24 protein-coding genes and 1 tRNA gene are annotated in these 24,254 nt (G+C 46.3%); 18 read left to right on the top strand and 7 right to left on the bottom strand.

Features of this window, described 5'->3' with window-relative positions; all coding sequences use genetic code 11:
- Positions 1-165 precede the first annotated feature (165 nt).
- From OC443_RS18255 to OC443_RS18230, 6 genes are all read left to right on the top strand, one after another.
- Positions 166-567, top strand: a complete 402-nt coding sequence (locus OC443_RS18255; protein WP_073585690.1) for a GPW/gp25 family protein — start codon at positions 166-168, stop codon at positions 565-567.
- A gap of 252 nt (positions 568-819) precedes the next feature.
- A complete protein-coding gene (locus OC443_RS18250) occupies positions 820-1,803 on the top strand; it encodes a substrate-binding domain-containing protein (RefSeq protein ID WP_073585691.1) in 984 nt (327 codons plus the stop codon).
- Positions 1,804-2,116: 313 nt separating this feature from the next.
- A complete protein-coding gene (locus OC443_RS18245) occupies positions 2,117-3,289 on the top strand; it encodes an RNA ligase RtcB family protein (protein ID WP_234976449.1) in 1,173 nt (390 codons plus the stop codon).
- Complete coding sequence (prfH, locus tag OC443_RS18240) at positions 3,286-3,906, top strand: peptide chain release factor H (protein WP_073585693.1); 621 nt, start codon at positions 3,286-3,288, stop codon at positions 3,904-3,906. Before OC443_RS18245 ends, prfH begins: the two co-directional genes overlap by 4 nt.
- Positions 3,907-4,062: 156 nt before the next feature.
- Positions 4,063-4,695 carry an RNA ligase family protein gene (locus tag OC443_RS18235; RefSeq protein WP_234976450.1) on the top strand — a complete coding sequence of 211 codons (633 nt, stop codon included), beginning with the start codon at positions 4,063-4,065 and terminating at the stop codon, positions 4,693-4,695.
- A gap of 4 nt (positions 4,696-4,699) precedes the next feature.
- Positions 4,700-5,977 carry an AAA family ATPase gene (locus OC443_RS18230; RefSeq protein ID WP_073585695.1) on the top strand — a complete coding sequence of 426 codons (1,278 nt, stop codon included), beginning with the start codon at positions 4,700-4,702 and terminating at the stop codon, positions 5,975-5,977.
- A 77-nt stretch (positions 5,978-6,054) separates the two neighbouring features.
- On the opposite strand, the gene OC443_RS18225 is transcribed toward OC443_RS18230, so the two are convergent.
- Complete coding sequence (locus OC443_RS18225) at positions 6,055-6,663, bottom strand: cysteine hydrolase family protein (protein WP_073585696.1); 609 nt, start codon at positions 6,661-6,663, stop codon at positions 6,055-6,057.
- 190 nt (positions 6,664-6,853) lie between these two features.
- Here OC443_RS18225 and OC443_RS18220 point away from each other — a divergent pair, with 190 nt between their 5' ends.
- Positions 6,854-7,726, top strand: coding sequence for a LysR family transcriptional regulator (locus tag OC443_RS18220; protein WP_073585697.1), 873 nt, complete (start codon positions 6,854-6,856; stop codon positions 7,724-7,726).
- Positions 7,727-7,729: 3 nt separating this feature from the next.
- Here OC443_RS18220 and rtcR read toward each other — a convergent pair whose 3' ends face one another.
- Complete coding sequence (gene rtcR / locus OC443_RS18215; RefSeq protein ID WP_073585698.1) at positions 7,730-9,334, bottom strand: RNA repair transcriptional activator RtcR; 1,605 nt, start codon at positions 9,332-9,334, stop codon at positions 7,730-7,732.
- A gap of 255 nt (positions 9,335-9,589) precedes the next feature.
- On the opposite strand from rtcR, the gene OC443_RS18210 reads away from it, so the two are divergent.
- From OC443_RS18210 to OC443_RS18185, 6 genes are all read left to right on the top strand, one after another.
- Positions 9,590-9,660 (top strand) — tRNA-Arg (locus OC443_RS18210).
- Between the two features lie 70 nt (positions 9,661-9,730).
- Complete coding sequence (locus OC443_RS18205; protein WP_159440367.1) at positions 9,731-9,904, top strand: hypothetical protein; 174 nt, start codon at positions 9,731-9,733, stop codon at positions 9,902-9,904.
- A 46-nt stretch (positions 9,905-9,950) separates the two neighbouring features.
- Complete coding sequence (locus OC443_RS18200; RefSeq protein ID WP_234976451.1) at positions 9,951-11,555, top strand: slipin family protein; 1,605 nt, start codon at positions 9,951-9,953, stop codon at positions 11,553-11,555.
- A gap of 145 nt (positions 11,556-11,700) precedes the next feature.
- Positions 11,701-12,195, top strand: coding sequence for a hypothetical protein (locus OC443_RS18195; protein WP_073585699.1), 495 nt, complete (start codon positions 11,701-11,703; stop codon positions 12,193-12,195).
- 56 nt (positions 12,196-12,251) lie between these two features.
- The gene (locus tag OC443_RS18190; protein ID WP_306345651.1) at positions 12,252-13,499 is read left to right on the top strand and encodes an RtcB family protein; all 1,248 of its coding nucleotides are present in this window, start codon (positions 12,252-12,254) and stop codon (positions 13,497-13,499) included.
- A gap of 49 nt (positions 13,500-13,548) precedes the next feature.
- Positions 13,549-14,343, top strand: coding sequence for a nucleotidyltransferase domain-containing protein (locus tag OC443_RS18185; RefSeq protein ID WP_083601741.1), 795 nt, complete (start codon positions 13,549-13,551; stop codon positions 14,341-14,343).
- A 94-nt stretch (positions 14,344-14,437) separates the two neighbouring features.
- Here the strand turns inward: OC443_RS18185 and OC443_RS18180 are convergent, their stop codons facing one another.
- Positions 14,438-16,420, bottom strand: a complete 1,983-nt coding sequence (locus tag OC443_RS18180) for a methyl-accepting chemotaxis protein (RefSeq protein WP_073585700.1) — start codon at positions 16,418-16,420, stop codon at positions 14,438-14,440.
- 11 nt (positions 16,421-16,431) lie between these two features.
- Positions 16,432-17,379 (bottom strand): substrate-binding domain-containing protein, encoded by a 948-nt coding sequence (locus tag OC443_RS18175; protein ID WP_083601742.1) that lies wholly within the window; start codon positions 17,377-17,379, stop codon positions 16,432-16,434.
- 271 nt (positions 17,380-17,650) lie between these two features.
- Here OC443_RS18175 and OC443_RS18170 point away from each other — a divergent pair, with 271 nt between their 5' ends.
- The 4 genes from OC443_RS18170 to OC443_RS18155 all read left to right on the top strand — a co-directional run bounded on the left by OC443_RS18170 (position 17,651) and on the right by OC443_RS18155 (position 20,119).
- On the top strand, positions 17,651-18,463 hold the full coding sequence (locus OC443_RS18170) for a CHAD domain-containing protein (protein WP_083601743.1): 813 nt from the start codon (positions 17,651-17,653) through the stop codon (positions 18,461-18,463).
- Between the two features lie 65 nt (positions 18,464-18,528).
- Complete coding sequence (locus OC443_RS18165; protein ID WP_073585702.1) at positions 18,529-19,230, top strand: helix-turn-helix transcriptional regulator; 702 nt, start codon at positions 18,529-18,531, stop codon at positions 19,228-19,230.
- Between the two features lie 66 nt (positions 19,231-19,296).
- A complete protein-coding gene (locus OC443_RS18160) occupies positions 19,297-19,659 on the top strand; it encodes a VOC family protein (RefSeq protein ID WP_073585703.1) in 363 nt (120 codons plus the stop codon).
- A 58-nt stretch (positions 19,660-19,717) separates the two neighbouring features.
- A complete protein-coding gene (locus tag OC443_RS18155) occupies positions 19,718-20,119 on the top strand; it encodes an NUDIX hydrolase (protein WP_073585704.1) in 402 nt (133 codons plus the stop codon).
- A gap of 20 nt (positions 20,120-20,139) precedes the next feature.
- Here the strand turns inward: OC443_RS18155 and OC443_RS18150 are convergent, their stop codons facing one another.
- The 3 genes from OC443_RS18150 to OC443_RS18140 all read right to left on the bottom strand — a co-directional run bounded on the left by OC443_RS18150 (position 20,140) and on the right by OC443_RS18140 (position 21,953).
- Positions 20,140-20,670 carry a chorismate mutase gene (locus tag OC443_RS18150; protein WP_073585705.1) on the bottom strand — a complete coding sequence of 177 codons (531 nt, stop codon included), beginning with the start codon at positions 20,668-20,670 and terminating at the stop codon, positions 20,140-20,142.
- 106 nt (positions 20,671-20,776) lie between these two features.
- On the bottom strand, positions 20,777-21,556 hold the full coding sequence (locus tag OC443_RS18145; protein WP_159440368.1) for a hypothetical protein: 780 nt from the start codon (positions 21,554-21,556) through the stop codon (positions 20,777-20,779).
- An 82-nt stretch (positions 21,557-21,638) separates the two neighbouring features.
- Positions 21,639-21,953 carry a DUF6694 family lipoprotein gene (locus tag OC443_RS18140; protein WP_073585707.1) on the bottom strand — a complete coding sequence of 105 codons (315 nt, stop codon included), beginning with the start codon at positions 21,951-21,953 and terminating at the stop codon, positions 21,639-21,641.
- A gap of 564 nt (positions 21,954-22,517) precedes the next feature.
- On the opposite strand from OC443_RS18140, the gene OC443_RS18135 reads away from it, so the two are divergent.
- Positions 22,518-23,885, top strand: coding sequence for a cellulase family glycosylhydrolase (locus tag OC443_RS18135; protein ID WP_159440369.1), 1,368 nt, complete (start codon positions 22,518-22,520; stop codon positions 23,883-23,885).
- Positions 23,886-24,254: the final 369 nt, after the last annotated feature.

Here is a 24,254-nt window from a genome sequence, read left to right as displayed (position 1 = left end):
GTATAGATATAAACTCAATCTATTGATAAATAGATAAAATCATTTTGATTCCATTATTATTTCTTCTGGCCGGATGTTTTTACTCCGAAATTTGAAAAAGCCATTTAATGTGCTAGGTTTCATAATGAGTGAAAAAGGAAGATGTTCAGGCAGGAGAGTTTCACAATGGAAGATAGTCAATTTCTTGAGGGTGGATGGAAGTTTCCAACGGTCCGTTCCGGCGCAGTTCATCAGCTACCGGATCTTCATTGCGGTGAGCATGATATTAATCAATCGATTGATGATGTTTTACAGACTTATTTGACTGAAAGATGTATTCCTTATCTGAATTGTGAACCCTGCTATGTTTTGGATAATGTCCGTGTTCGCCGTATTGCACTCAAAGATGAAATAGCATTTTTTGTCCGGTGTGTTTTATTGAATGCTGAGTCAAGAATTTATGTCAATGAGGTTCAGGTGATGTGTTTTACTCAGGGTGGAAATATGGTTGATATCAGTATCTGGTATACAATCAAGCAAACAGATAGTCTGCACTATCATATAGTTAGTCTCCCATTATCTGAATAAAATCATTGTTCATGATTAAATCTTATTGATTCATCCGTGTTTTCCGGATTAACCCATCCCGTTGTTTCTGCCTGTTTCCCCGACAAAACTTCTTTTCAGTTGTGATCAGCCATGAATCTTACCTGTTTCATAAGATGACATTCTCAGATGGGTATATAGCCATCTGAGAATGTCATCTGTGTGTTGTATAAATAAGAATAATGTTAATAGAAGACTATACTTAACGGACAGAACCAGAAAGGAAGCAGGTGAATGTCAGGGTTTCATATTCTGAACCGTTATTTGTTGATGGCTTTGATAGCTTTCCCGCTGATGTGCGGGAGTGGCAAGGCTGATACTTATGGTTTGGTGGGAAAGAGCCTGAGTGATCTGGCGCTCCTTGAAATCTGGCGTGGCTGTGAAGCAATGGCGTCACGTAACGATGATAACTGTGCGGCACTTGCTGCGACGGGTTCCGGACATCCACGCTACCAAAAACGCGTTTTAAACGAAGCGCTGCAGAGTGCAAGGTTTAAAGCACTCGGTATTTCCGTATCTCACTCTGATTTGATCGCGGAAGTCCTGGAATCCAGCCCCTTGCCTTTGATTACGATCGATATTCCGTTTGATGAAGAGAACAGTCATATCAGTATTGGGCATATTGGTGTTGATAATTTGTCGCTGGGCGAGGATCTGGCTGAGGTTGTGAAACGGTTACATCCCGGAGGCGGAAACATTTGTATTATGACGTCTTTTGGTTTGCACCGTGCTGAAATGGAGGACCGATTACTTGGGTTACGGCAGGGCCTGAGCGGAGAGAAGCTTGAAAAAGGGGTGCGCCTGAATGGGCATAAAGGCTGGCGGGAAGTCGCCCGTTGCCCGTGGAACAATGGTGCAAGAAGCGAGCAGGCACTTACTCAACTTGAGTTTACCCTGCAGCATCTGGATGTCGATGTTTTTGTTGCCATTGATAACTGGTTGATTGCTGATCCAAGAGCCTATAAAAAAGTCGTGGCACCTTATAAAAAAGAAATTGAAGCCGGTAAAATTACGATGGTTTTATCTATCGGCGGAATGAGATCTGAATATAGCCAATTGCTCAGTAAAAGGCTGGTGCACGGTTATCTGATGATCAATTATTTTCAACTCGGGCAGGGAAGCTACACCTTAATGAAAGCGATGGCTTCCGGACAGTCCATTCCTGCCGTGACCTATATCCGCGAGCATAAGACATATCTGGTGAAGCCGGTTGAATGACCGGAGGAGGCGAAAAAGAATTCGGGTTGACTTCTTTTTCGCCATCCTTTAGCATCCGCGCCAACTTTTTATCAATTTAACTGCGGAGGACACAAATTATGCTGACAATTTCGATTTCCTTTGCAGATCTCACCGACACCCAATAGCAGAACACTGCTTTTCCTGTTCTGCCTGTCCGGCAGATCTGCCAATATCGATCCGATAACTATTTACATCCAGATGACGCTTTGGGATTGCTCTGACTGCGCCTGTTTGTCTGAGAATGTTTGGGTTTTCCGGATCAACATCTGAACCAAATATTTACAGGAAAAAGATGATGGGCAATATCGTCCGGACAATTTCTGAACGTGCTACCCTGATTGCGTCGGCGTCGACGTGGATTGAAGGGCTGGCGATTGAACAACTGAACAAAACAGCACAGCTGCCGGACATGGTTTCGGTAACCGGCATGCCGGATTTACATCCGGGCCGCGGTTATCCGGTCGGTGCTGCATTTTTTAGCCGGGAACGAATTTATCCGGCGCTGGTGGGGAATGATATCGGCTGCGGGATGGGATTATGGCAAACCAGCCTGAAGGTCAGCAAATTTACCCCGGAAAAGGCAGAAAAGCGGCTGAATGGCGTCACATCACCATTATCAACATCGTGGCAGCCATATATCGCAGAACGGCAACTTGCACTGAATCTCAGCCCCGGTCACTTTGATGTTTCGCTGGGAACGATTGGTGGCGGAAATCATTTTGCTGAATTTCAGCAACTGGATGAAATCTACGGTGAAGCAGATGTTGCAGCCTTGGGCATGAATCCGAAGCAGCTCCAGCTACTGGTTCATTCCGGTTCGCGTGGCTTGGGTCAGCAAATCCTGATGGAACAGATACGCCGTTATAACCATGACGGGTTAGTGGCGTTAGACGATGGATTTGCTGATTATTTGCAGCAACATAATGAAGCGGTACGTTGGGCAGCACTGAACCGGGAACTGATCGCTTTACGTTTTCTTGAAGCGGTACGGGGTAAGGCTGAACGCGTGCTGGATGTGACACATAACCTGGTCTCTCCGGCACAGTTCCGTGGTGTATCGGGATGGATTCACCGCAAAGGTGCGACCCCGTCAGATCAGGGAGTTGTGGTGATTCCCGGTTCCCGCGGGGATTACACTTATCTGGTCAAACCGACGAACAGTGATGCCGGACTTTTTTCGCTGGCACACGGCGCCGGGAGAAAATGGAAGCGCGGAGACTGCCAGAGCCGGCTCAGTCACAAGTATAGCCAGAGTGACTTACAACGAACCGCACTGGGCAGCCGGGTGATCTGTAAAGATAAAACCCTGCTGTATGATGAAGCGCCACAGGCTTATAAAAAATGTGAATCGGTAGTCAGTGATCTGGAAAATGCAGGGTTGATTATCCGGCTGGCCCGGCTAAAGCCGGTACTGACATTTAAAACAGATAAAGGACATCAGGTCAGCGGAGGAAAACTGTCATGATTTTACTACAACTCTCCGCCGGTCAGGGACCACTGGAATGCTGTATGGCAGTTGGTTTAGCGATGCAGCAACTGGAAAAACAGTGTAAGACATCTGGTGTGAGCTGCCAGCTTATCGAAGCTGAACCTGCCGGAAAAAATGGCTGCTTTCACTCTGTGTTAATTGAGTTGAAAGGAGATGGCTGCCAGCTCATTGCCGAAAAATGGCAGGGCAACATGTTGTGGATTTCTCCCAGTCCTTTCCGGCCAAAACATCCGCGTAAGAACTGGTTTTTCAACGGGCAGATGTTCGAACCTGATGAACAGCATTGCCGGGAAGATGAGATATGTTTTCAGACTTGCCGTGCTTCAGGTGCGGGCGGACAACACGTGAATACCACTGATTCTGCTGTAAGGGCGACGCACGTTGCATCGGGAATCAGTGTCAGAGTGGAAACGGAACGCAGCCAGCATGCCAATAAAAAGCTGGCGAAATTATTGCTGATGCAGAAACTGCATGTTGCAGAAAGGCAGAAGGTGCAACACAGGGACAAAGCCCGGTGGCAACAGCACCATTGTCTGGAACGGGGTAATCCGGTCCGGATTTTTGAAGGCAAACACTTCTGTTTAAAGAAATGAATGAAGAAAAAAAAGAGGATCCGATTATGTAATTCCATCATCACACAGCGACTGAAGGCGCTTCGCACATGATTCCGGGTGAACAGGCCCGGGAGTTATTGCGTCATGCTGTGTTGATTCATCACGAAGACAAAATGAATCAATAAAGAGGAATAGATGATGAGAATGAAATACCCGAGAACACCGCATTTACCATGGTCCCGCGGGGCGACTGATGATGATGTGTTTCAGCGTCGGCTGAGCTGTTTCAGCGGCAAAGAAGTCGTTGTGACTGAAAAAATGGATGGCGAGAATACCACAATTTACCGGGACTACATTCATGCCCGCTCAATGGACAGCCTGTTTCACCCTTCCCGGACCTGGGTGAAAGCATTACAGGGACGCATTGGCTGGCAAATCCCGGAAGGCTGGCGGATTTGTGGTGAAAATATGTATGCAAAGCATTCGATTGCTTACCATGACCTGACCAGTTACTTTCTGGCTTTTTCCGTCTGGGATCAGGATAACTGGTGTCTGAGCTGGTCAGAGAGTGTTGCATTTCTTGAACGCTTAGGTTTGCAAACACCGCCGGTTTTGTATCAGGGCATCTGGTGTGAAGCCACCATCCGGGAGATTCAGCAAGGTCTGGATACCCGGACTCAGGAAGGTTATGTTGTCCGGCTTGCGGATGCATTTCATTATGATGATTTCAGCCGTAGTGTTGCAAAATGGGTCCGGCGCAATCATGTTTCGACCGGTGAGCACTGGATGAAAGCGGAAATTGTGCCGAATGGTCTGACAGGAGAGTAACAGAATGCGGGAATTGAAATTATGGCTTGAAGGTTTGGCGGCGGATCAAACCCCGGACTTTGATGAATGTCTGTCCCGGCTGGGACGCTTTTTCCCGTGGCTTGAACGTTTTGCAGACACACCACAGGAGCCGGAATGGCATGGCGAAGGTGATGTCGCGATTCATACGGCGATGGTGCTGGATGCTTTGTATCAGTTACTTGACGGGCCGGCAAAACATCTTAGCGGCAGCAAACGACAAGCCCTGATTCTGGCAGCTTTACTGCATGATATCGCCAAGCCGGTCACGACGCGGGTAAAGCTGCTCCATGGTGTGGAGCGGCTCGCTGCGACAGGTCATGAAGAACAGGGCGCGAGCTATCTGGCACCCAAGCTGATGGCTTTACCACTGGACTATTCAGTTGTGACGATGATTCTCGGCCTGGTTGGGTTTCATCAACTGCCTAAGTTACTGGTAGTGAGAAATCAGGGTTACAGCCGCTATCTGCATCTGGCTTTGAACACGGACTTAGAGCTCATGTACTGGCTTGAGCGGGCAGATATGCAGGGCCGGATATGTGCCGATCAGGCAGCGCAGCTGGATATACTGGAGCAGTTCGCCATGTTTGCGCAGGAATACGGGTTATGGCAGGTGGCCGATCCCCGGACAGACGTTTTATCCGCTGTTCAGGTAAAAAATACGCCGCGTGAGCAGATCTATCTTGATAACTATGCGGTGAGTGAGCTGGCCGGGGGGGATATCGTGATGGCTGAAGAAGCCATCGCCCGGACTTACCGGGCAGCCTCCGTTTATGGTCATCTGTACGTGATGTGTGGGATCAGCGGAAGCGGGAAATCCAGCTGGATTCAAACCCATCTGGCTGATTGTCAGCTGATTTCTCTGGATGAAATCCGGGCTGAAATTCACGGTGACCGGACCTGCCAGAAAGATCCCGGCCGGGTCGTGCATCTGGCGCGGGACAGGCTGAAAGCCGCACTGGCAAAACGGCGGCATGTGGTTTGGGATGCAACGAATCTCCGGCTTGATTACCGGAAAATCTTGTGTGACTCAGGCCGGGCTTATGGTGCGCTGGTGACGCTGGTAATCTTTCATCTGGATGTCAGCAGCCTGAAAGCCAATGATCGGAACCGCCGGTATACGGTGGGTGGCGCTGTGATTGATGACCAGCTGAAGAGCCTGCAATGGCCGTCCGTCACCGAAGCACACCGGATGATTGTTGTGGGAGACAACGGTAAAACACTGGCCCGGTTTGGCAGCTTTCAGGAAGGTGAACCCGGTTGAGTTTTGAAATATTGCACCGTGAACCTGATCACTAAAATTGATTGGTTATGCTTGTCAGCAGTCTGAAGCCTGAGTCTTTATCCGGACGGAAGAAGCTGTTCCAGGTTACGAATGGCGGCATAGCGATCACTTAAAGCTGCCATTGAAGCATGGTGCAGAGAAGCAGCATCAACAACCTGTCCGTTTTCATCTTTGAGTGCCCGGGTAGCACAGGCATCGGCACAAACCACATTGGTGTATCCCAGCTCTGTTGCCCGGATGGTGGTTGCTGTCACACACATATGGCTCATCAACCCTGCGATCACAAGTTCTTTGCGGCCGGTCGCTTTCAGCAGGGCTTCCAGCCCGGTATTAAAAAATGAATTGGGCATTGATTTAATGACTGTTGTTTCATTGTCTGCCGGAGTGAGTGGCTCAACAATGTCGGCCATATCTGTTTGCGGATTAAATACTGCACTACCTGGTTTAGCATGATGTACCACGTGAAACACTGGCACATTTTGCTCACGGCAAAAATTCAGTAGTGTCTGAGCCTGATGGATTGCCTGTGTTCCTGCTTTTCCCAGTGGCAGCATGCCGCGGGTATACTCATTTTGATAGTCAACTAAGATTAAAGCAGCCTGATCCCAGTCGGTATTTTTTTCACAAACACCAGAAATGGTGCGTAATGTATTGAATTGATTCATTGTTTTTCGCCATAGTGAGAGTTAACCGATATACTTATACCCAAGCAACCTGCATCTTCTGGTTGCCGGGTATAATTTATGCGAAGAACCTGCTGCTGTAATCAGGCAATGCTGCATAAGGGTTGTGCATTTTTGCGCGGTGTCCGGGGTCTTTTAAACGGGCTGATTTTATATCGTGAATAGGTGATGTATGGATAACATCAACTGGGATGACTTACGTTTTTTTATTGCGTTAGTGGAAACTGAAACCGTCAGTGCTGCGGCGAAACGTCTCAATGTAAACTATGCGACGGTTTCAAGACGAGTCGAAAGGCTTGAAACTGCGATCCGGCAGAAGCTGTTTGACCGGACACTGAGTGGGTATCAGCCAACGGTTGAAGGGTTGGTGCTTTATCATAAGACCAATCACATCCGCGAGCAGATTCAGGGGCTCGAATCTGACTTTTTCCCTGAGAATCAGTTCAGGAAACCTGTGGTGGTGTCGATGGTTTCATTTTTAGCAGAATATCTGGTGATTGATGGCCTGAAACCATTATGTAAGAAGTCACCGGATCTAAGGCTGGAAGTTGATATCACCAGCCGTAATGTCAGCCTGATGAAGAAAGAAGCCGATATTGCACTGCGGCTGAACCTGCCGGAAAGCGGGGAGTCGCTGTGCAGAAAAATAGGGCAGCTGGATTATGTGTTATACAGCAATGCTTACTGGCTGGAACGTTTGCTCTCTGGCCGGGAGGTTCATCTGGTGACTTATACCAGTGAGCTGGCTCATCTGCCGGAAGCCCGTTATCTCCTTGAACGGTTCGGCCATCAGTCGGTCCGTTTTCAGTCTGATTCAGTCACGACACAAAAAATTGCAGCGGAGAAGGGCTATGGCATTGCTCTGCTGCCACAGATCTGTATTCCGCAGGGCGTGAATGCACCTGCGGCGCAGAAAAGTATTCTCAGCCGGGATGTGTGGATGCTGAGTTCTAAGCTTTCATCCCAGTCTGCGCCGGTGCGGTTAGTGATGACTGAGCTGGCACAGCTGTTTGCCGGCAGTCGTACCGATCAGGCCACAGAATAAGTATCACTGTTTCTGTGCCTGAATGTCCCGCCATTTGAGGCCAAACCGGGCCAGATACTTTTGCAGGCGGGTTGAATCATTGGCAGTGGCCTTTTGCTGGCGACTGATATCAAACAATACCCGTCCGGCAGCAGCCATGCTGGATTGATTCATGCAAACACGCAGCACAGCATTGAGCTGGAAGCGATCAAACTGGTCCAGTTGTGAGATGGCTTCTTCACTGAGAAACAGGGGAAGCACATCACTATGCTGGTGATACTGAAGCGGTTGCCAGTCCGATTTCAGCCGGATAATTTCTTCTTCAACATCGTCAACAGCAATCCGGGAAGAGTCAGCCAGGGTACATAAGCGTGTTACCGATGCACCTAAGTCGCGGAAGTTGCCCTGCCACAGTGCCTGCGGGGAGTGCGCGAATTTCAGATAAGTCTGGCGGGCTTCTTTATTGAAACGGATCTGATGTCCATGCTGTTGACTGAACCTGCCCAGTTCAAAATCAATATTGGCTTCCAGATCTTCTTTCCTGTCTTTCAGGGCGGGCAGGGTATAAGTCCACAGATTAATCCGGGCGAGCAGGTCATCACGGAAATGTCCCTGTGCGACCTGTTCTCTCAAATCCCGGTTGGTTCCGGCAATCAACTGGAAATTACTCTGAACATCCTGATCGCTGCCCACCGGATGGAAAGTGTGATTTTCAATGGCTCGCAGCAGCATGGCTTGCTCTTCCAGCCCCAGCTCACCGATTTCATCCAGAAACAGTAATCCATTATTTGCTGCTCTGAGAAAGCCTTCCCGCGCTGATGCTGCGCCGGTAAATGCGCCTTTGGTATGGCCAAACAGGGCTGCCATGGCATTTTCACCCTTCAGGGTTGCGCAGTTGACCACAACCAGCTCGCCGGTGAGCATGCTGCGCATTTTTTTGAGCTGATAAATCCGGGTCGCCAGCTGGCTTTTTCCTGCACCTGTCGGGCCGGTCAGTAAAATCGGTGCCTTGGAGCGGATTGCGACTTTCTCAATTTGCACGATGAGCTGGTTAAATGCCTTATTCCGGGTGGCTATCCCGCCTTTCAGAAACTCAGTTCCCTGCTGGTGTTCGTGGTCAAAGCGGGTTGCCAGCTGGTCGTATCTGGATAAATCCAGGTCGATAATCTGAGTTTTTCCGGTACTGCGATCTTCCTTGTCCTGATCGGGCGCTGTCTGGATTAACCGTCCCGGAAAGTGACGGCTTTCAGTCAGCAGATAAGTACAAATTTGTGCGACGTGGGTCCCCGTGGTGATGTGAAATAAATAGTCACACTCGTCGATATCGAAAGTCTGACTAAGACAGAAGTCATAAAGCCGGGCATACACTTCTTCAAAATCCCACGGGTCATCAAAGTTCATTGATGTCAGGTGAACCTTCGTCTGCGGAGAAACAAGCGCGATATCATTTTTGACGTAATCAGCCAGCCGGTAACTCTGATCGCCATGTAAGAGGTAGAGTTCATCGATGACCAGATCAGTTTGTTTGACCAGAGAAATATTGGGTCGCCACTTCGTCCAGCGGATTGAGCGTTTTATCGCATCCAGTTTTGTGCCCAGAAAACTGACGGCAATCATCTTCTTTTTCATTTGATATCTTTTGGGATAATTATCTATCTGTATTTCAATGTTTTTATGATTCTAACATAAGTGGTTTTTGTCTGTCTTGTTATGTGTTTAATTTTATTTTTTAATTATTTCATATGGTTATGATTTATTTATTCATATTTTAGCGATGCTGGCACAGCACTTGTAATAACTATCAGTGTGATGTGTTGTTGGGCTTGTTTCTGCATAACACCCCGGTGCGTTTACGCTGTAATCACGTATGCCGGCATCACAAGATTTTAAGTAGCTCAGAGGGTAGAGCGGTGACCCCGGGTCATTGGTCGCGGGTTCGATTCCCGTCTTAAAAACCGGAAAGCTTACAGGAAGCTACGGGTTCAACTCCCGAATTTAAAATTGAAACAAAAATAAGGAAAAGCCGTGATGGCCGCTATGTTGTGTCGTTTGACCGAAACCAGTATTCAGCAAGCCGGAAGCTCCCTGAATATTGAATCTGCAAGACTACACGAACAATACGTTTTTCACCCTTATCCGGGTTGGTGCCTGTCGGAGAGAAGTATAAGTCCGGCAGGCAACCACCAAAGTAATCTTTAATACATTCTTCAGAAAAAGTGTAAAACAAACCAGAAGGAACGAAACAATGTCAGTTATTCGCATGAAATTAAAAAATAAAATCAAAGTGACAGAAAATCAGCGGGTATTTGTTCTGAGAAATCAACAGCTGGAACAGGTATTGATGCCGGGAAATTATACCTTCTGGAATGTCGGTGACCGGCCTGAATTTATCAGTTTTGATATCAATCAGCTGTTTTACCGGGAAAAGAACAGTAAACGGTTGTATCAACAATCTGAGGTGTTCCGGGAACATATTGAGCATTTTCAGTTGAACGATAATGAAACAGGCTTGCTTTATCTCGATGAACGCCTGAGCGGAATCGTTGCACCGGGAGAGTCTGTCTATGTGTGGAAAGATGCCGGAGATATCCGTCTGGAACGAATTGATTTATCGACAGCAGGCATGCTTGAGTCGACTTTGTTGCGTCAGATTCGTCAGGCTGATGTCAATAAAGTCACATCGGTTATTTGTAGTCAGTCAGTTAATACTAAACTAATCAATGAGTTAATTGTGCCTCAGGGGCAGCTTGGATTGTTATATGTAGATGGTAAACCTGAGCAATGTCTGGCTGCCGGTGAATATGGCTTTTGGCAATTTAACTCTAAAACAGAAATGATAACTTTTGATCTACGGACCCCGGTATTTGAGTGGGCTGAGGGTGAATCAGAAAAAACTGCCAGTTATGTACAGCCTTATCGACTTGATTTAGATGAAGCAGGAATTTTGTATATCAATCAAACCTTGAAGGGAATCGTTGCACCGGGAGAGTCTGTGTATGTGTGGAAGGATGCCGGAGATATCCGTCTGGATAGGATTGATGTGGTTAATACCATCGATGTTGCGCCTGAATTGCAGACGTTATTCAGACAAACCGGAGCGAATCGTGCCAGTCGGTTGATATGCAGTCCGAATACTATTCAAACACAGCCAGCGGCTGAGTTACGTGTCCCGCAGGCACATATTGGTTTGCTGTATATCAATGGTGAGCTTGAACGCCGGTTATCGCCGGGTGAATACAGTTTCTGGCAGTTTAACCGGACGATAGAAATGAAATTGTTCGATTGCCGGACACAAATGCTGGAAATTTCCGGCCAGGAAATTCTGAGCAAAGACCGGGTGAGTTTACGGCTGAACCTGAATGCCAGTTTTAAAATTACTGATCCGCAACTGGCGGCAGCGAGCCTGGCGCAGGTTGAAGATTATGCCTACAAAAAGTTGCAGCTGGCATTGCGTGAAGCGGTTGGTACCAAAACACTCGATGACTTGTTACTGGATAAACTGTACATCAATGAAACCGTGAAAGCGCTGGTTGTTGAACAGTTGAAAGCCGTGGGTATGACGCTGGAAAGCGTTGGTGTGAAAGACATTATTTTACCCGGAGAGATGAAAGCCATTCTGAATCAGGTGGTTGAGGCACAAAAAGCAGCGGAAGCGAACGTGATTAAACGTCGTGAGGAAACCGCAGCAACCCGTAGCTTACATAACACTGCGAAAGTGATGGAAAACAACCCAACACTTTTACGGCTAAAGGAACTGGAAGCGCTTGAAAAAGTAGCTGACAAAATTAACAACCTGAATGTTTATGGTGGACTGGAAGGCTTGATGAATGGGGTTGTGAAAATGACCTGAACTCCGGCTGTCTGTCGTCAGGACTGGCAGCCGGTAAATTCATCCTTCTGTTCACCAGCGAAAAATAAAAGAAAACAATAAGTTTCATGTCGTCTTTTCATGCCTTTTTTCATAGAGAGGCAAGATGACAACGCTAGGTAACAACATGAAGACAAAAACAATAACAGTAAAGAACAATCAAATTGCGCTGGTGATGCAAGCGCGCAAATTATTCAAGGTATTCACTCCCGGCACTCATGTGCTGCGGGAAATGAATGAAACGTCAGAGATTATCTCAATTGAGACTGACAAGTTGTATACAGAGGGCTGGCAGGCTGAGCTGCTGGCGGAACACCGGCAGGTACTATTGCCTTATATCGCATCATACGCACTACAGCATAATGAAATCGGATTGTTGTATGTGGATAACGTGATGAGCCGGATTCTCAAACCGGGCCAACCCTGCTTTATCGGGAAAAGCATGGAAAATATTCGTCTGGAACGGGTTCCTGTCCGTGAGGAGATTGACATCGATCCGGATGTTTTATGGCTGGTATATCAGGCCGGGATGAATGGTGCTGAGAGAGAGAAACAGCAGCGGATGCATTGCCCTGATGGTGGTCTTGATCTGCTGGAAGCCCGCGTTAGTTTTTATATCTGAGTTCCCTGAGCAGGATGACCTGCTGATGAAAATGAAAAATAAATCAGGTGAACCTGATGGTTAAAGGATACAAAGTGATGTGTGAAAAGAATTTTAATTTAATTGAAAACGAAAACAGAACACCAATCAAAGCCTGGACAAACGGTGTGCCATTTGAAGATAAAGCACAGCAGCAACTGGAGCGGATTGCTTCCATGAATCTGGTGCATTCTCATATTGCGGTGATGCCGGATGTTCATATGGGCAAAGGTGCGACAATTGGCAGTGTGATTCCTTCGGTTGAAGCGGTGATTCCGGCGGCCGTTGGGGTGGATATAGGTTGTGGGATGGTGGCGACTAAAACCAGCCTGAAAGCCAGTCAGCTGCCTGATAACCTTTCAGGAATCCGTCATGCTTTCGAATCTGCAGTGCCGCATGGAAGAACAACCGGTCGCGGACGTCGTGACCGGGGTGCCTGGGGAAATATCCCCGATCTTGTGGCGGGTGAGTGGCAGAAACTGGAAGCCCGGTTTGAGCGAATTTGTGAGAAACATCCGGCCATCCGTAAAAGTAATCATGTGAACCATCTTGGAACGATGGGAACCGGGAATCACTTTCTGGAATTGTGTCTGGATGAAAATGATGCGGTGTGGATTATGCTGCATTCCGGCAGCCGGGGTGTCGGTAACCGGATTGGCTCTTATTTTATTGAACTGGCAAAGAAAGAAATGCAGCGGCATCAGATTCATCTGCCGGATATGGATTTAGCCTATCTGTCCGAAGGGAGTGAATATTTTGATGACTATGTTGAAGCGGTGGAATGGGCACAGGATTTTGCGGCGAAAAACCGTGAAATCATGATGTTCAATGCGATTCAGGCATTGCGTAAAGAGATTCCGGTTGCTTTTGAAACGGCAGATCTGGCGGTGAATTGTCACCATAACTATATCTCCCGTGAACATCATTTCGGTAAAGACTGTTATGTCACCCGAAAAGGCGCAGTGCGTGCGGAAAAAGGTGAGCTGGGAATTATTCCCGGTAGTATGGGCGCCCGTTCATTTATCGTGCGCGGGCTGGGCAATCCGGAAAGCTTTAATAGTTGTAGTCATGGTGCCGGGCGTGTGATGTCCAGAACCAAAGCGAAGAAGGTCTTTAACGTACAGGATCAGATTGCTGCCACAGAAGGCGTTGAGTGCAGAAAAGATGAAGCGGTGATTGATGAAATTCCGCATGCGTATAAAGATATCGACAAAGTGATGGCTGCACAGCGGGATCTGGTTGAAGTGGTTCATACCCTCAAACAGGTTGTATGTGTGAAAGGTTAATTCCTCATTTAAAACCAACGGCTCCGGCCGTTGGTAAAAGGAGAGACAGATGAATAAAAAAACAGATTTATCTGTAATTGCAGCGCCGGTCAGAGCTGAGATCATGCGCCGTATCCGTGCTGCGGAACAAGAGCATGGTATCAGGGTTTTGTATGCAGTGGAGTCCGGTAGCAGAGCCTGGGGATTTGCATCACCCAACAGTGATTATGATGTGCGGTTTGTCTATGCCCGTGAGCCTCAGTGGTATATGCGAATTGATGTTGAAGAGCAGAGAGATGTGATTGAATATCCGATTGTCGACGAAATTGATATCAATGGCTGGGATATTCGCAAAGCACTGAAGTTGTTCCGCAAGTCAAACCCGGCGATTGTGGAGTGGCTGAAGTCTCCGCTTGTTTATCTGGAAGAGGGATGCTTTGCCCGGCAACTCAGTGCATTACTTTCAGACTGGTATGCGATTGATAAAGGTCAGTATCACTATCTGCATATGGCAAAGGGTAATTACAGAGGATATTTAAAAAAGGATGTTGTTCCTTTAAAGAAATATTTCTACGTTCTTCGCCCGTTACTCGCAATTCAGTGGCTTGATAAATATCGTGAAGCGGCGCCGATTGAGTTTTCCCGCCTGATAGAGTTAATTGATGACCAGTCCGTTTTAGAGGAAGTAACGCAATTACTGGCAAAGAAAAAACGGAGTCAGGAAAAAGACTATATTCATCAGGTTCAGCCATTGAACCGTTATATAGAAAAGTTGCTTGCAGATGCTGAGACCAGTATTGGCCGGCAGGAGAAGAGAGCCGGCAATGTTGACGAACTCAACCGTATTTTTACGCAGGTTGTCTGAATGGGTTCATCTCTGAGCTGGTGCAGCTGACATATAAAAAGAAACATCCGGGTAATGGTTTACCCGGATGTTATTGTTGAACAGAGCATTGAGTTTAAACTGTAAACTTATCGATGAGCGCCTGCTGGTGCTGAGACTGTTCGCGCAGCGTGTGGCTGGACTCGGCGTTTTCTCTCGCTCCCTGAGCGGTTTCTTCTGCTGAATCACTGATGTGAATCACACTCGCGCTGATTTCTCTTGCGGTTGAACTTTGCTCCTCGGTGGCGGTTGCAATCTGCATGTTCATTTCCACAATTTGTCCCATCACATCACTCATCTGACGCAGCCCTGTATCGGCTTTTTCGGCAACTTCAATATTGCTTTCATTCCGCTCTACATTGAGTTTGATGACATGAACGACGGCCTGAATCAGCTTTTGCATAATCTCAATCATATTCTGAATTTCTTCAGTTGACTTCTTCGTCCGGCTTGCCAGTGAGCGGACTTCGTCAGCCACTACGGCAAAGCCACGGCCTTGTTCACCGGCCCGCGCTGCTTCAATTGCCGCATTCAAAGCCAGCAGGTTGGTCTGCTCTGCAATATCCTGAATCGTTTCAATGATGGTGTCGATTTTTTTACCATAATCATTCAGTTCAATGGAAGTTTCAGATGCTTTCTCAATTTGTTCTGCCTGCTCTTTAATGTTGTGGATTGCCTGTTTGATACTCTGGCTGACATCCTGCATCTGTTCATTGGCCTGTTCTGCGGCCATCATTGTGTCCTGAGCTCTTTGTGCTACTTCACCAACCGAGCATTCCATCTCGGTCATCGCGGATGCTGTTGTTTCCAGCAAGTGGCGCTGATGGTTTACTGAATTAGTCGCCTTATCACTGATTTGAGCGTTATTCTCAGCGACCTGCGTCAGGTTGCCGGAGGAATCCGTCAGTGCTGTAAAGGTATTCCTTAAGTTTTCAGCCAGTTCATTGAGGTAACCTCCCAGTTCGCCAAACTCATCTTTTGAAGACTGGTTAAACTGAACCCGTAAATCACCCTGAGAAATTTTCATCAGCGTCTCGCGGAAGTTGTGTAATGTTTTTTTGACCCAGCCAGCAATCCATAACGGAATTAAAACGGCGACAGCAATGACCACTGCACTGATAGTCAGAGTCGTATTCTTGATCAGATCAATTCCTTCGTTTGTGTTGGCTTGAGCCTGTTTCACCAGCGTCTGGGTTGTATCGACAAACGTATTGACTGATTTTAATAACAGATCGGTATTTTTCTGTGTCTGAACCAAAAGCATATTAGTTTTCAGCATGATTTCATCTTCTGCCAGATATAACTGATATAAGCCATTTTGATCACCAAGCTGCTTGAGCAAAGGCTTCAGCATCAGGCTAAAGAGTTTTCCTTTATCCTGATCAAAGTTCTGAATCTCCCGGAAGCGTTGTGCAATCACGGTATTCATCCCATCAAGGCCGGCTTTCAGTTGCTTCAGGTCTCTTTTCACCAGATAGCTGTTAAATGCAGAAAAAATTTGTTTGGCTTCACGCTGTAAACCGGTAATTGTGAACCTGAATTCCCGGTCATCATACCGGTCGCCGGAATACTTGGTCAGATAATAGGACAGTCGTCTTTCTATCTGGCTGACGATTTGTTGCTGCGCACTGATTTGCTGGTCCATTTCGATCAACCGGCGGCGCAGATCAATCAACGCAGATGCATCACTGACATAGCTTTTCCCGGCAGATTTGATGGTTGCCAGCCCCTGAGAAAGAATACTGTTGTCTGCGATGATATCGGGTGGTATTGCGGAAATTTCGTCGACGATTTTTTTGTCAAATGAACGAAACATATTTTCGTACTGATTGACTGTATTCATATCTCTGGTACTGAAAACAGACATGACTTTCAGATGTTGCTGCAGGATATCGATTTTAATGTCATTCGCCCGCTGAGATACAGGAAGTGTTTTGTCCGTAATGTAGGTCAGATCATCCTGTATCCGGTTAACGGAGGTGTAGTTAATGGTGACCATGATGAGTAATGCTATGACCAGAATAGAAAAGCCACCAATCATTCTTTGAATTAAAGACATTGTGTTCTCTCCTATTTTTTTAGATATTGTAGATAATTGTCCGGCGTGACCAGACGGAACGGTATCCAGACGGCTTTATCCAGAGAAACACCGTTCATCAACTGATAGCTGGCCTCGACAGCTGCTCTTCCCTGACCGGCTGCATCCTGCAGTACCGTGACATCCAGTCTGCCTGATTGCATTTCTTTCAGGGCGTCCTGCGTCGCATCCACACCACCGATGAGGTAATCGGCGGGATTCTTACCCGAGTCTTTAATCGCCATAATTCCGCCAATGGCCATTTCATCGTTGTTTGCCACCAGAATGTTGAAGTCCACATTTTCTTTCATCCATCCGGTTACAACCTGATAAGCCTGATTGCGCTGCCAGTTGGCGGATTCATTTTTTACCAGTTTCATCTGAGGATATTTTGCCATCACGTTTTTGACATCCTGTGTTCTCATGATGGCCGCTTTATGGGTATCAACGCCCCGGAGCATCGCGACTTTTCCCTGCTGACCAGCCAGACGGGCCAGTTCTTCCATTTCCAGTGTACCGGACTGTTCTTCATTTGAGCCGACATAGACGGAGTTTGCCGGTAAGTCATTCAGGTTATCCAGAGGTTCAGCATTGACAAAGACCAGTGGTACCTGTTTTGCAAAGGGAAGCAGGGTCTTGTTTTGTTCTGGTGTGCCGGCTGCAATCACGATGATGGCATCGACACCGGTTTGCACAAAGCGTTTAATTTGCTCGTATTGGGTCTGGAAATCACCCCCGGCAGAATCGATATAAGTATCATCACCATAAATATCAGCGGTTTTCTCAATACTATTGGTGATCAGGTTACGAAAGTTATCTTCATTACTGACTGCTACAGCGATGAGTTTTGCCTGACTATAGCCAGAAAAAATAAGCAGCAGTAATGGAAGCAGGGTGGACAGTTTCCGGAAAAACCCATGTGTCAGCAATTTCTCTGCCATCTTCAATACTCCATGTTATTGAATAAAAATAAAATTTTCTTTGGAAGGATCTGCTATTAAGTTTTTTGTCTGTAATTATTTTTTTATAACTATAGTCGATTGGATGATAAAGATGATTAAAATCATCTGTTAATTGCGAGCCGGGTTCCGTTGGGTACATTCCTGCATTCCCTTTCCTTGAACTGCCCCTTTCGGCTGCACGCTGAATCATGCATTTTCAGGTTGCCTGAGTATAATTATAAAAGGGTGGTTTTAAGTGGACTGATAAGTAATGGCAATAAAACAGTTCAGGAAACATACATTTCAAATCATAGAAGCAATGCATCACTGTCATGAGGCATTGATTGGTTGCCGTAGTGAAAAAGAAACGGTTCATGACCTCAGAGTGTCAATCCGCCGATTGATGCCGGTGATGAATGTTCTGATTCGTCTTGAGGACGATAAGCAGGAAATCATCGATCTGAAAACCCATCAGAAGCGATGTAAAGGTGTCTTTAAAGCACTTTCAGCGCCAAGAGATCTGGAAGTTCAGATTCAGTTAGCGGCTTCACTGCGCACCTTGCAAGACTGGCCGGAGCTTCTGATACAGCCTTATATTGATGACCTCTGTGAGGAAAAACACCAGCTGGATGAAGGGATAATTCCGGTGGTGAAGGCGATGAATCTGACTGAATCAACGGATTTTGTCTGTCGAAAAATGAGGCTTCTCTCATGTGAAAAGCCTCGTTTCCGGGAAATACTTGATATGTTGCATTCCCGGCTGGAAGCAAAACTGCGTCAATCGTTTGTGAGGTTAAAAGAACTGCCTGAACATTTTCATGAAACCCGGATCATGCTGAAGAAATATCGTTATCATGTGGAACTTGAAGTGGCAGTGCAGGGAAATCCCCCGGAGAAAGCCCGGATACTGAAACAGATACAGGATCATCTTGGCGATACCAATGATTTGTCGGTGGCTTTACAACTGATGAAGGCGCATCAGGTTGATTCTGCTGTGGTGGCTGATGTTGAGCAGCTCTGCCACAGTCATCTGGAGCGTTCGGTCAGCTATCTGTTTTCCTGCGAAGCGATTTTATGGGACTGAGTTAGATTCTTCAGCTGGTTTGGATAGAATAGGGGCTGGTCTGTTTAACAGAGTGGTGGTTACCCGTGTCCCGAACGCAACGACTATTTGATTTACTTCAGTTGCTCCGTCGTCATCAATATCCCGTCGCAGCTTCTTTTCTCGCGTCTGAACTGGGTGTGAGTGTCCGGACGATTTACAGAGACATTGCAACGTTACAGGCTCAGGGGGCTGAAATTGAAGGAGAAGCCGGTATCGGCTATGTCCTGAAACCCAGTTTTATGTTACCGCCGCTGATGTTTAGTCAGGATGAACTGGAAGTCTTATTACTTGGGGCTGAGTGGGTGACGCAACGTGCGGACCGGGATATGGCTGAAGCGGCTCAAAATGCCATTGCCAAAATATCCTCAGTTTTGCCGGATAATCTGAAGCATCAGTTAAGCAAGGATGTCACCCGGGTTGTCCCGGTGGGTGATTTTTCTGAGCTTCAGGTCGATTTAACTGACATTCGTTCATCTATCCGCCATGAATCAGTCGCTGAGATTTGTTATACCGATGAAAAAGGCAACCAGACTCAGCGAAGAATCTGGCCGGTTTTAATCGGCTTTTTTGAGCGCTGTTATGTTCTGACAGCATGGTGCGAAAGCCGGAACGCATTTCGTCATTTCCGGGTTGACCGGATGCAATCTTTCACCCGGACCGAAGAAAAGTATCCCCGTCGTCAGCGTGAGTTACTGAAAAGCTGGCAGCAGCAAGAGGGCGTGACCGAGAGAGATACACGCTACTGACAGAAACTGACGCAGCTGGTCATTATTATTTCTGCAACTTCCCGACAGAAAAGGACAGAAGAAATAATGAATAATCTGATTGTGTTATACGTTGAAGATATGATGAAAAGTCGTCAGTTTTATCAGGCACTGCTGAGCACAGAACCTGCTGAATGCTCTGAAAAGTTTGTGTCATTCAAAGTCAATGAAACATTGTCTGTTGGCCTGTGGCTGCGCAGCGACGTCAAACCTGAAGTGAATGCTTCAGCAGGAAGCTTGCACGAAATCTGCGTATTTGTTGTTGACCATCCGGCGCTGGATCGTCAGTACGAACACTGTACCGGTATGGGGGCCACAATTATTCAGGAACCCGTTGAGATGGACTTTGGCCGGACATTTTCAATTTGTGATCCTGACGGTGGCCGTATTCGTTTCGCTACGCCGGTATAATGCTGGTATCAACAAAGGAATCTCATTGATCAGAGCTGATTCTCTCAGGAAAAATATGATGAAAAATTTAGCCATGGCTGTGGTGATCCGGTCCGGAAAAGTACTGATTCAACAACGTTATCGTTCTCATCGCGGAATGGTTTACGAATTTCCCGGCGGCTCTGTTGATGCAGGTGAATCCGGCGCAGAAGGTGCTTGTCGGGAATTGTGGGAAGAAACGGGGCTGAAAGCTTCGCAGGTGTTGGGGACGTACCAGGCTGACAATGAATATGGTGGGACGATCGATTATGTCGTGCTGAATATTCCTACTGAAGCTGAGCCGGTTTGCATTGACCCTGTCCGGCAGCAAACATTTTTCTGGATGCGACCGGAACAGATTCCACTGGTTGATTTTTATGCGGCAGATGTAGCATTTATCCGCGGGCAACTGCCGCATTATCTTGAAGCGCCATTGAACTGAGTATGACGCTTCCCGTGCATTTAGCGGACTCTGATTTGTGAGAGTGCTTTGTACAATGCTTTCTTATCTGTTGAGGACAAATACCGGTTTTTCACTGTATTGTTAAATTCCGGCCAGTTTTGTTCTGTCAGTTTGCCGCCATCTTCCAGATAGTTTTTCACATTTGTATTAATCGTATTCCCCAGCTGAATCAGTGCCGGACGGATGACCTTTTTCAGATCACGTGGCTGGTGCCGGGTTGGCTGGTTGAGCAGGTCTGCGCGGTAGCGGTACTGAATCGCTTTCGCTGCCGCAATCTGTGACCGGAAGAACGCCGCCACGCTGGCACCATTCAATCCGGCTTTCTGTGCCGACCGGACTGCTTTCTTTAATACCACTTCTTCACGGGTCACATCTTCTATAGGTAAATGGTGGTTGGCTTTGTATAAGCCGACATCTTCCATGTAACTGAGACGCTGGTTAATGGCTTGAAACAGGGGAGTTGGGTCCGGTGTCGCCAGAACCGAAAAGGAAAATAAAGTGCTGAGCAGTAATATTACATTTTTGAACATATAAGCCTCTGTTCTTTTTTGGGTTTATTATCTGAACTAAGACAGCAGGGCGGGCATTTGTTTCAAAAAAAGTGGCAGCTTGTGTACTGCCACTTTACCTGTTTATTCAGGAAGCGTGATTATCTTTCGGTAACGGAGAGAGTTGTTTGAAAATAAAAGCTTGTTTTTGACCACCCAGAATTGTGGTGAAGTTTTTTGTGCCGGTCAAAATATAGTATCCAGCGGGAAGCTGTGTCCCCTGAATATAGTTGACGTCTTTTTCTTCTTTCAGTGCAATGACAAAGCTTCCAGGACAAACATACACTGCATTTTCATCAATCATACTTTCAAACCGGCATTGTGAATCATCCGGCTTTACTTTAAACAGCGCCTTGCTGGCGTCTGATAGTGTCAGGTAACCGTTTTGGATCTTATTCAGGGCTGAAAGCATGTTGTTGAATAATTTGCTGTAGCCAAATGCATAGGCCTGAGTCATATTTTCAATCGTCTCTTGATTCACAGCTAAGTGATATTGTTGTTTATATTTTGCTAACTGAGCCGGGAGCCTGGCATTACATTCGGATATTTTTTCACCCCAGTTCTGCTGAACCAGCGCATTGTCTTTTGCTAAAGCCTGATTACGAAATTTCTTGTATTGTGCTATCGCTTTTTCGTTAGATTGAATAATCCGGGCACTTTGATCGAGATAGACAACCGGCCTTTCTGTACTTCTTAATGACCATTTACACTCATTTAAGGCATTGATGATCAGTTGAGTGACTACCCGGGGTGCCGTATCTTTTTCGGGATCTTCTGATTGTGTTGCATGGCTGTAAAAGCCTGCCAGTGACCCGATCAGAAGTGACCCGATCAGAAAGAACAAACTTCTGGACATGAAAGATTTCAATGTGAGTTCCTTATATTTTCGCTCAGGCATTTCTGCCGGTAAACCGCTGAAGATTATGACGATATCGTTTAAAAACAGGCAACTATTCTGGTTGTGTTTCGCCCAGTTTAAAGACACCTTCTGCGTTAAGTCCGTTGAGTTTCTTGTCCGCAGCTTTTTTCGCGTCCTCTAATGCTAATGTGCCATTGCTATCAAAAGATTTGAGCATGGCCTGTTTGTATATCTGAATCATGATTTGGGTGAATTCTGTTTTTTGTACTGGTTCCAGGTTATCCAGAATGGCCTGGACGGACTTCTGCATTTTTTCCGGAGACGATGTATCAATTGAAGGGCCGCCGCAGGCCGTCAATAAACTTATACTGCCGGTTAAAAGCAGAGTTCTTAACTTATTTGTCATGTGATTACCTGAATGGTTTACCTTACATCTGTGGCTAAATTTTAAGTGTTTGAGTGTGTATAAAACTGATTTGAGTGATAAGAAAATGAAGTGCAAATTTAATCATAATTATTATTTATATCAACGGCAGGATTAAGCAGAAACAATAATAATGTTATCTGTGCCATATTTATCCGGGAATGAATCGATAACAAAGTTTTTTATTGAGCCAGACTGAATTAAATCCATTTAAATAATATATTTATCAGTTAGTTGTCAGTATCTGGTTTGTTTTCCACCAATTGGAATCAGGTTAACAGCTTTCAATTTGAACTGCATTGATTGCTATTCATCCATCAGGCAGTGTTGCTATATTAGATCGGTGAATAGTTGCATAGTCGGGGTTATGAATGATATCGATTGTGTGCCGTACTATTTTCATTTAATACCCGACGGTTCCTAAACCTTGGGAAATCGTCAAATCTTTGAGTCGCTCTCTAACAGTCTGGATCACGGGAGAATCTGTCGGGCAGGAAAGTTATCTGAGAGAGATTCATGACAACATATGAATGGAGAATGTTAACAATGCAAATTAAAAACTTTCCAGGGAAATTTCCACTTAAAACTCTGGGATTAGCAACGCTTTTGGCTTGTGCTTCAATGTCTTGTCAGGCTGGTTTTTCTGTGTCAGGTACACAATTACTTGATGGTAACGGAAATCCATTTGTAATTCGTGGTGTGAACCATGCTCATACCTGGTACAACAGTTACACCAATCAGGCAATTGAAGATATTGCCAGTGTCAATGCGAATACTATACGGATTGTTTTAAGTAGTGGTGATCGCTGGACGAAAACATCTGCCGGTGAGGTGGAAAGTATCATCGAACAGATGAAAGCACACAAAATGATTACGGTGCTGGAAGTCCACGATACAACCGGATACGGACAGGAGACAGCGGCTGCTTCTTTAGATCAGGCTGTTGACTACTGGGAAAGTATTGCTGACGTTTTAAAAGGTCAGGAAGATTACGTCATCATCAACATTGGTAATGAACCGATTGGTAATAATGTTGATAAGAAAGTCTGGATTGATGGCCATGTTGATGCGATTAAGCGTCTTCGTGCGGCGGGTTTCACGCATACACTGATGGTTGATGCGCCAAGCTGGGGGCAGGACTGGGAAAAAGTCATGCTTGATAATGCTCCTGAAGTTGCGGCTGCGGATGAGTTGAATAACACGGTATTCAGTGTGCACATGTACGGTGTCTATCCGACTGCTGACAGTGTGAAGAGCTATGTGAATCAGTTCCTGACTGAGGACAAATTGCCTTTGGTTATCGGTGAATTTGCGGCGGATGACCCATCTGATGGCACAGAACTACCGGCTAAAACTGTGATGCAGATATCTGAAGAAAAAGGTATCGGTTACATGGGCTGGTCCTGGGCAGGTAACTCAGGTGCGACTTATTCTAAGTTGATTGATATGACCAACAACTTTGAGTTGAACAGCCTGACTGACTGGGGTGATTTGATCATCAATGATACCAATGGTCTGAAAGCAACAGCCAAGCCTGCGACTGTATTTGATTCATCGAATTCCGGTGGTGAAAACGGCGGAAGTAATAATGGTGGCAGTAACAATGGTGATGACAATGACTCTTCAGTGACCTGTGATGTAACAACCGTGAATCAGTGGAGTGGTGGTTATCAGCTGGCGGTGAAAGTGACCAATAAAGGTGAAGCGATTGATGGCTGGAAAGTAAGCCTGAAATATGATTCAGCGCCTACGCTGGTTAACTTCTGGAATGCTGATTTGACCGTTGATGGTACAGCAATCGAAGCAGTAAACGCCAGCTGGAATGGTAGCCTGAGTACAGGTAAATCTGCATCTTTCGGTGTTCAGGGTACTTTTGAAGGAACGTATACAGCACCAACCTGTGAAGTACTTTAATTTTATGGCGCTGGGTAATTTGTAAAGTAAAGAAAAACCCCGGGGGGCAAGCCCTCCGGGGTTCTATTCCTACCTGCTGCAATCCTGCAACAATCAATGCTTCCTGCATCAAATCCGTGATCAGTATGCTAAATCCTTTAGCTTTGTCCTTGCATCGCCTGCCTGGCTGTGTCCTTGACCATCCTGGTTACTGACGCTTCCTCGTCAGTACATTCATCCCTTTTATCATCCTGATAAAAGACCTCATCCTGAGGTTGTCCTGGTTATCCTTAAACGTTGTATCCGTACAACGATTCAGATTCCCTTCTTTGTCCCTTCGTTCAGCTCCCTGCTGATGTAAGTAATCTTACGAAATGAGAGGTTTTCTAC

Origin of the sequence: Vibrio quintilis (assembly GCF_024529975.1) — a bacterium.
Taxonomy (GTDB): Bacteria; Pseudomonadota; Gammaproteobacteria; order Enterobacterales; family Vibrionaceae; genus Vibrio; species Vibrio quintilis.
Note: the sequence above shows the minus strand (reverse complement) of the source record. Positions and strands in the feature narration are given on the sequence as shown.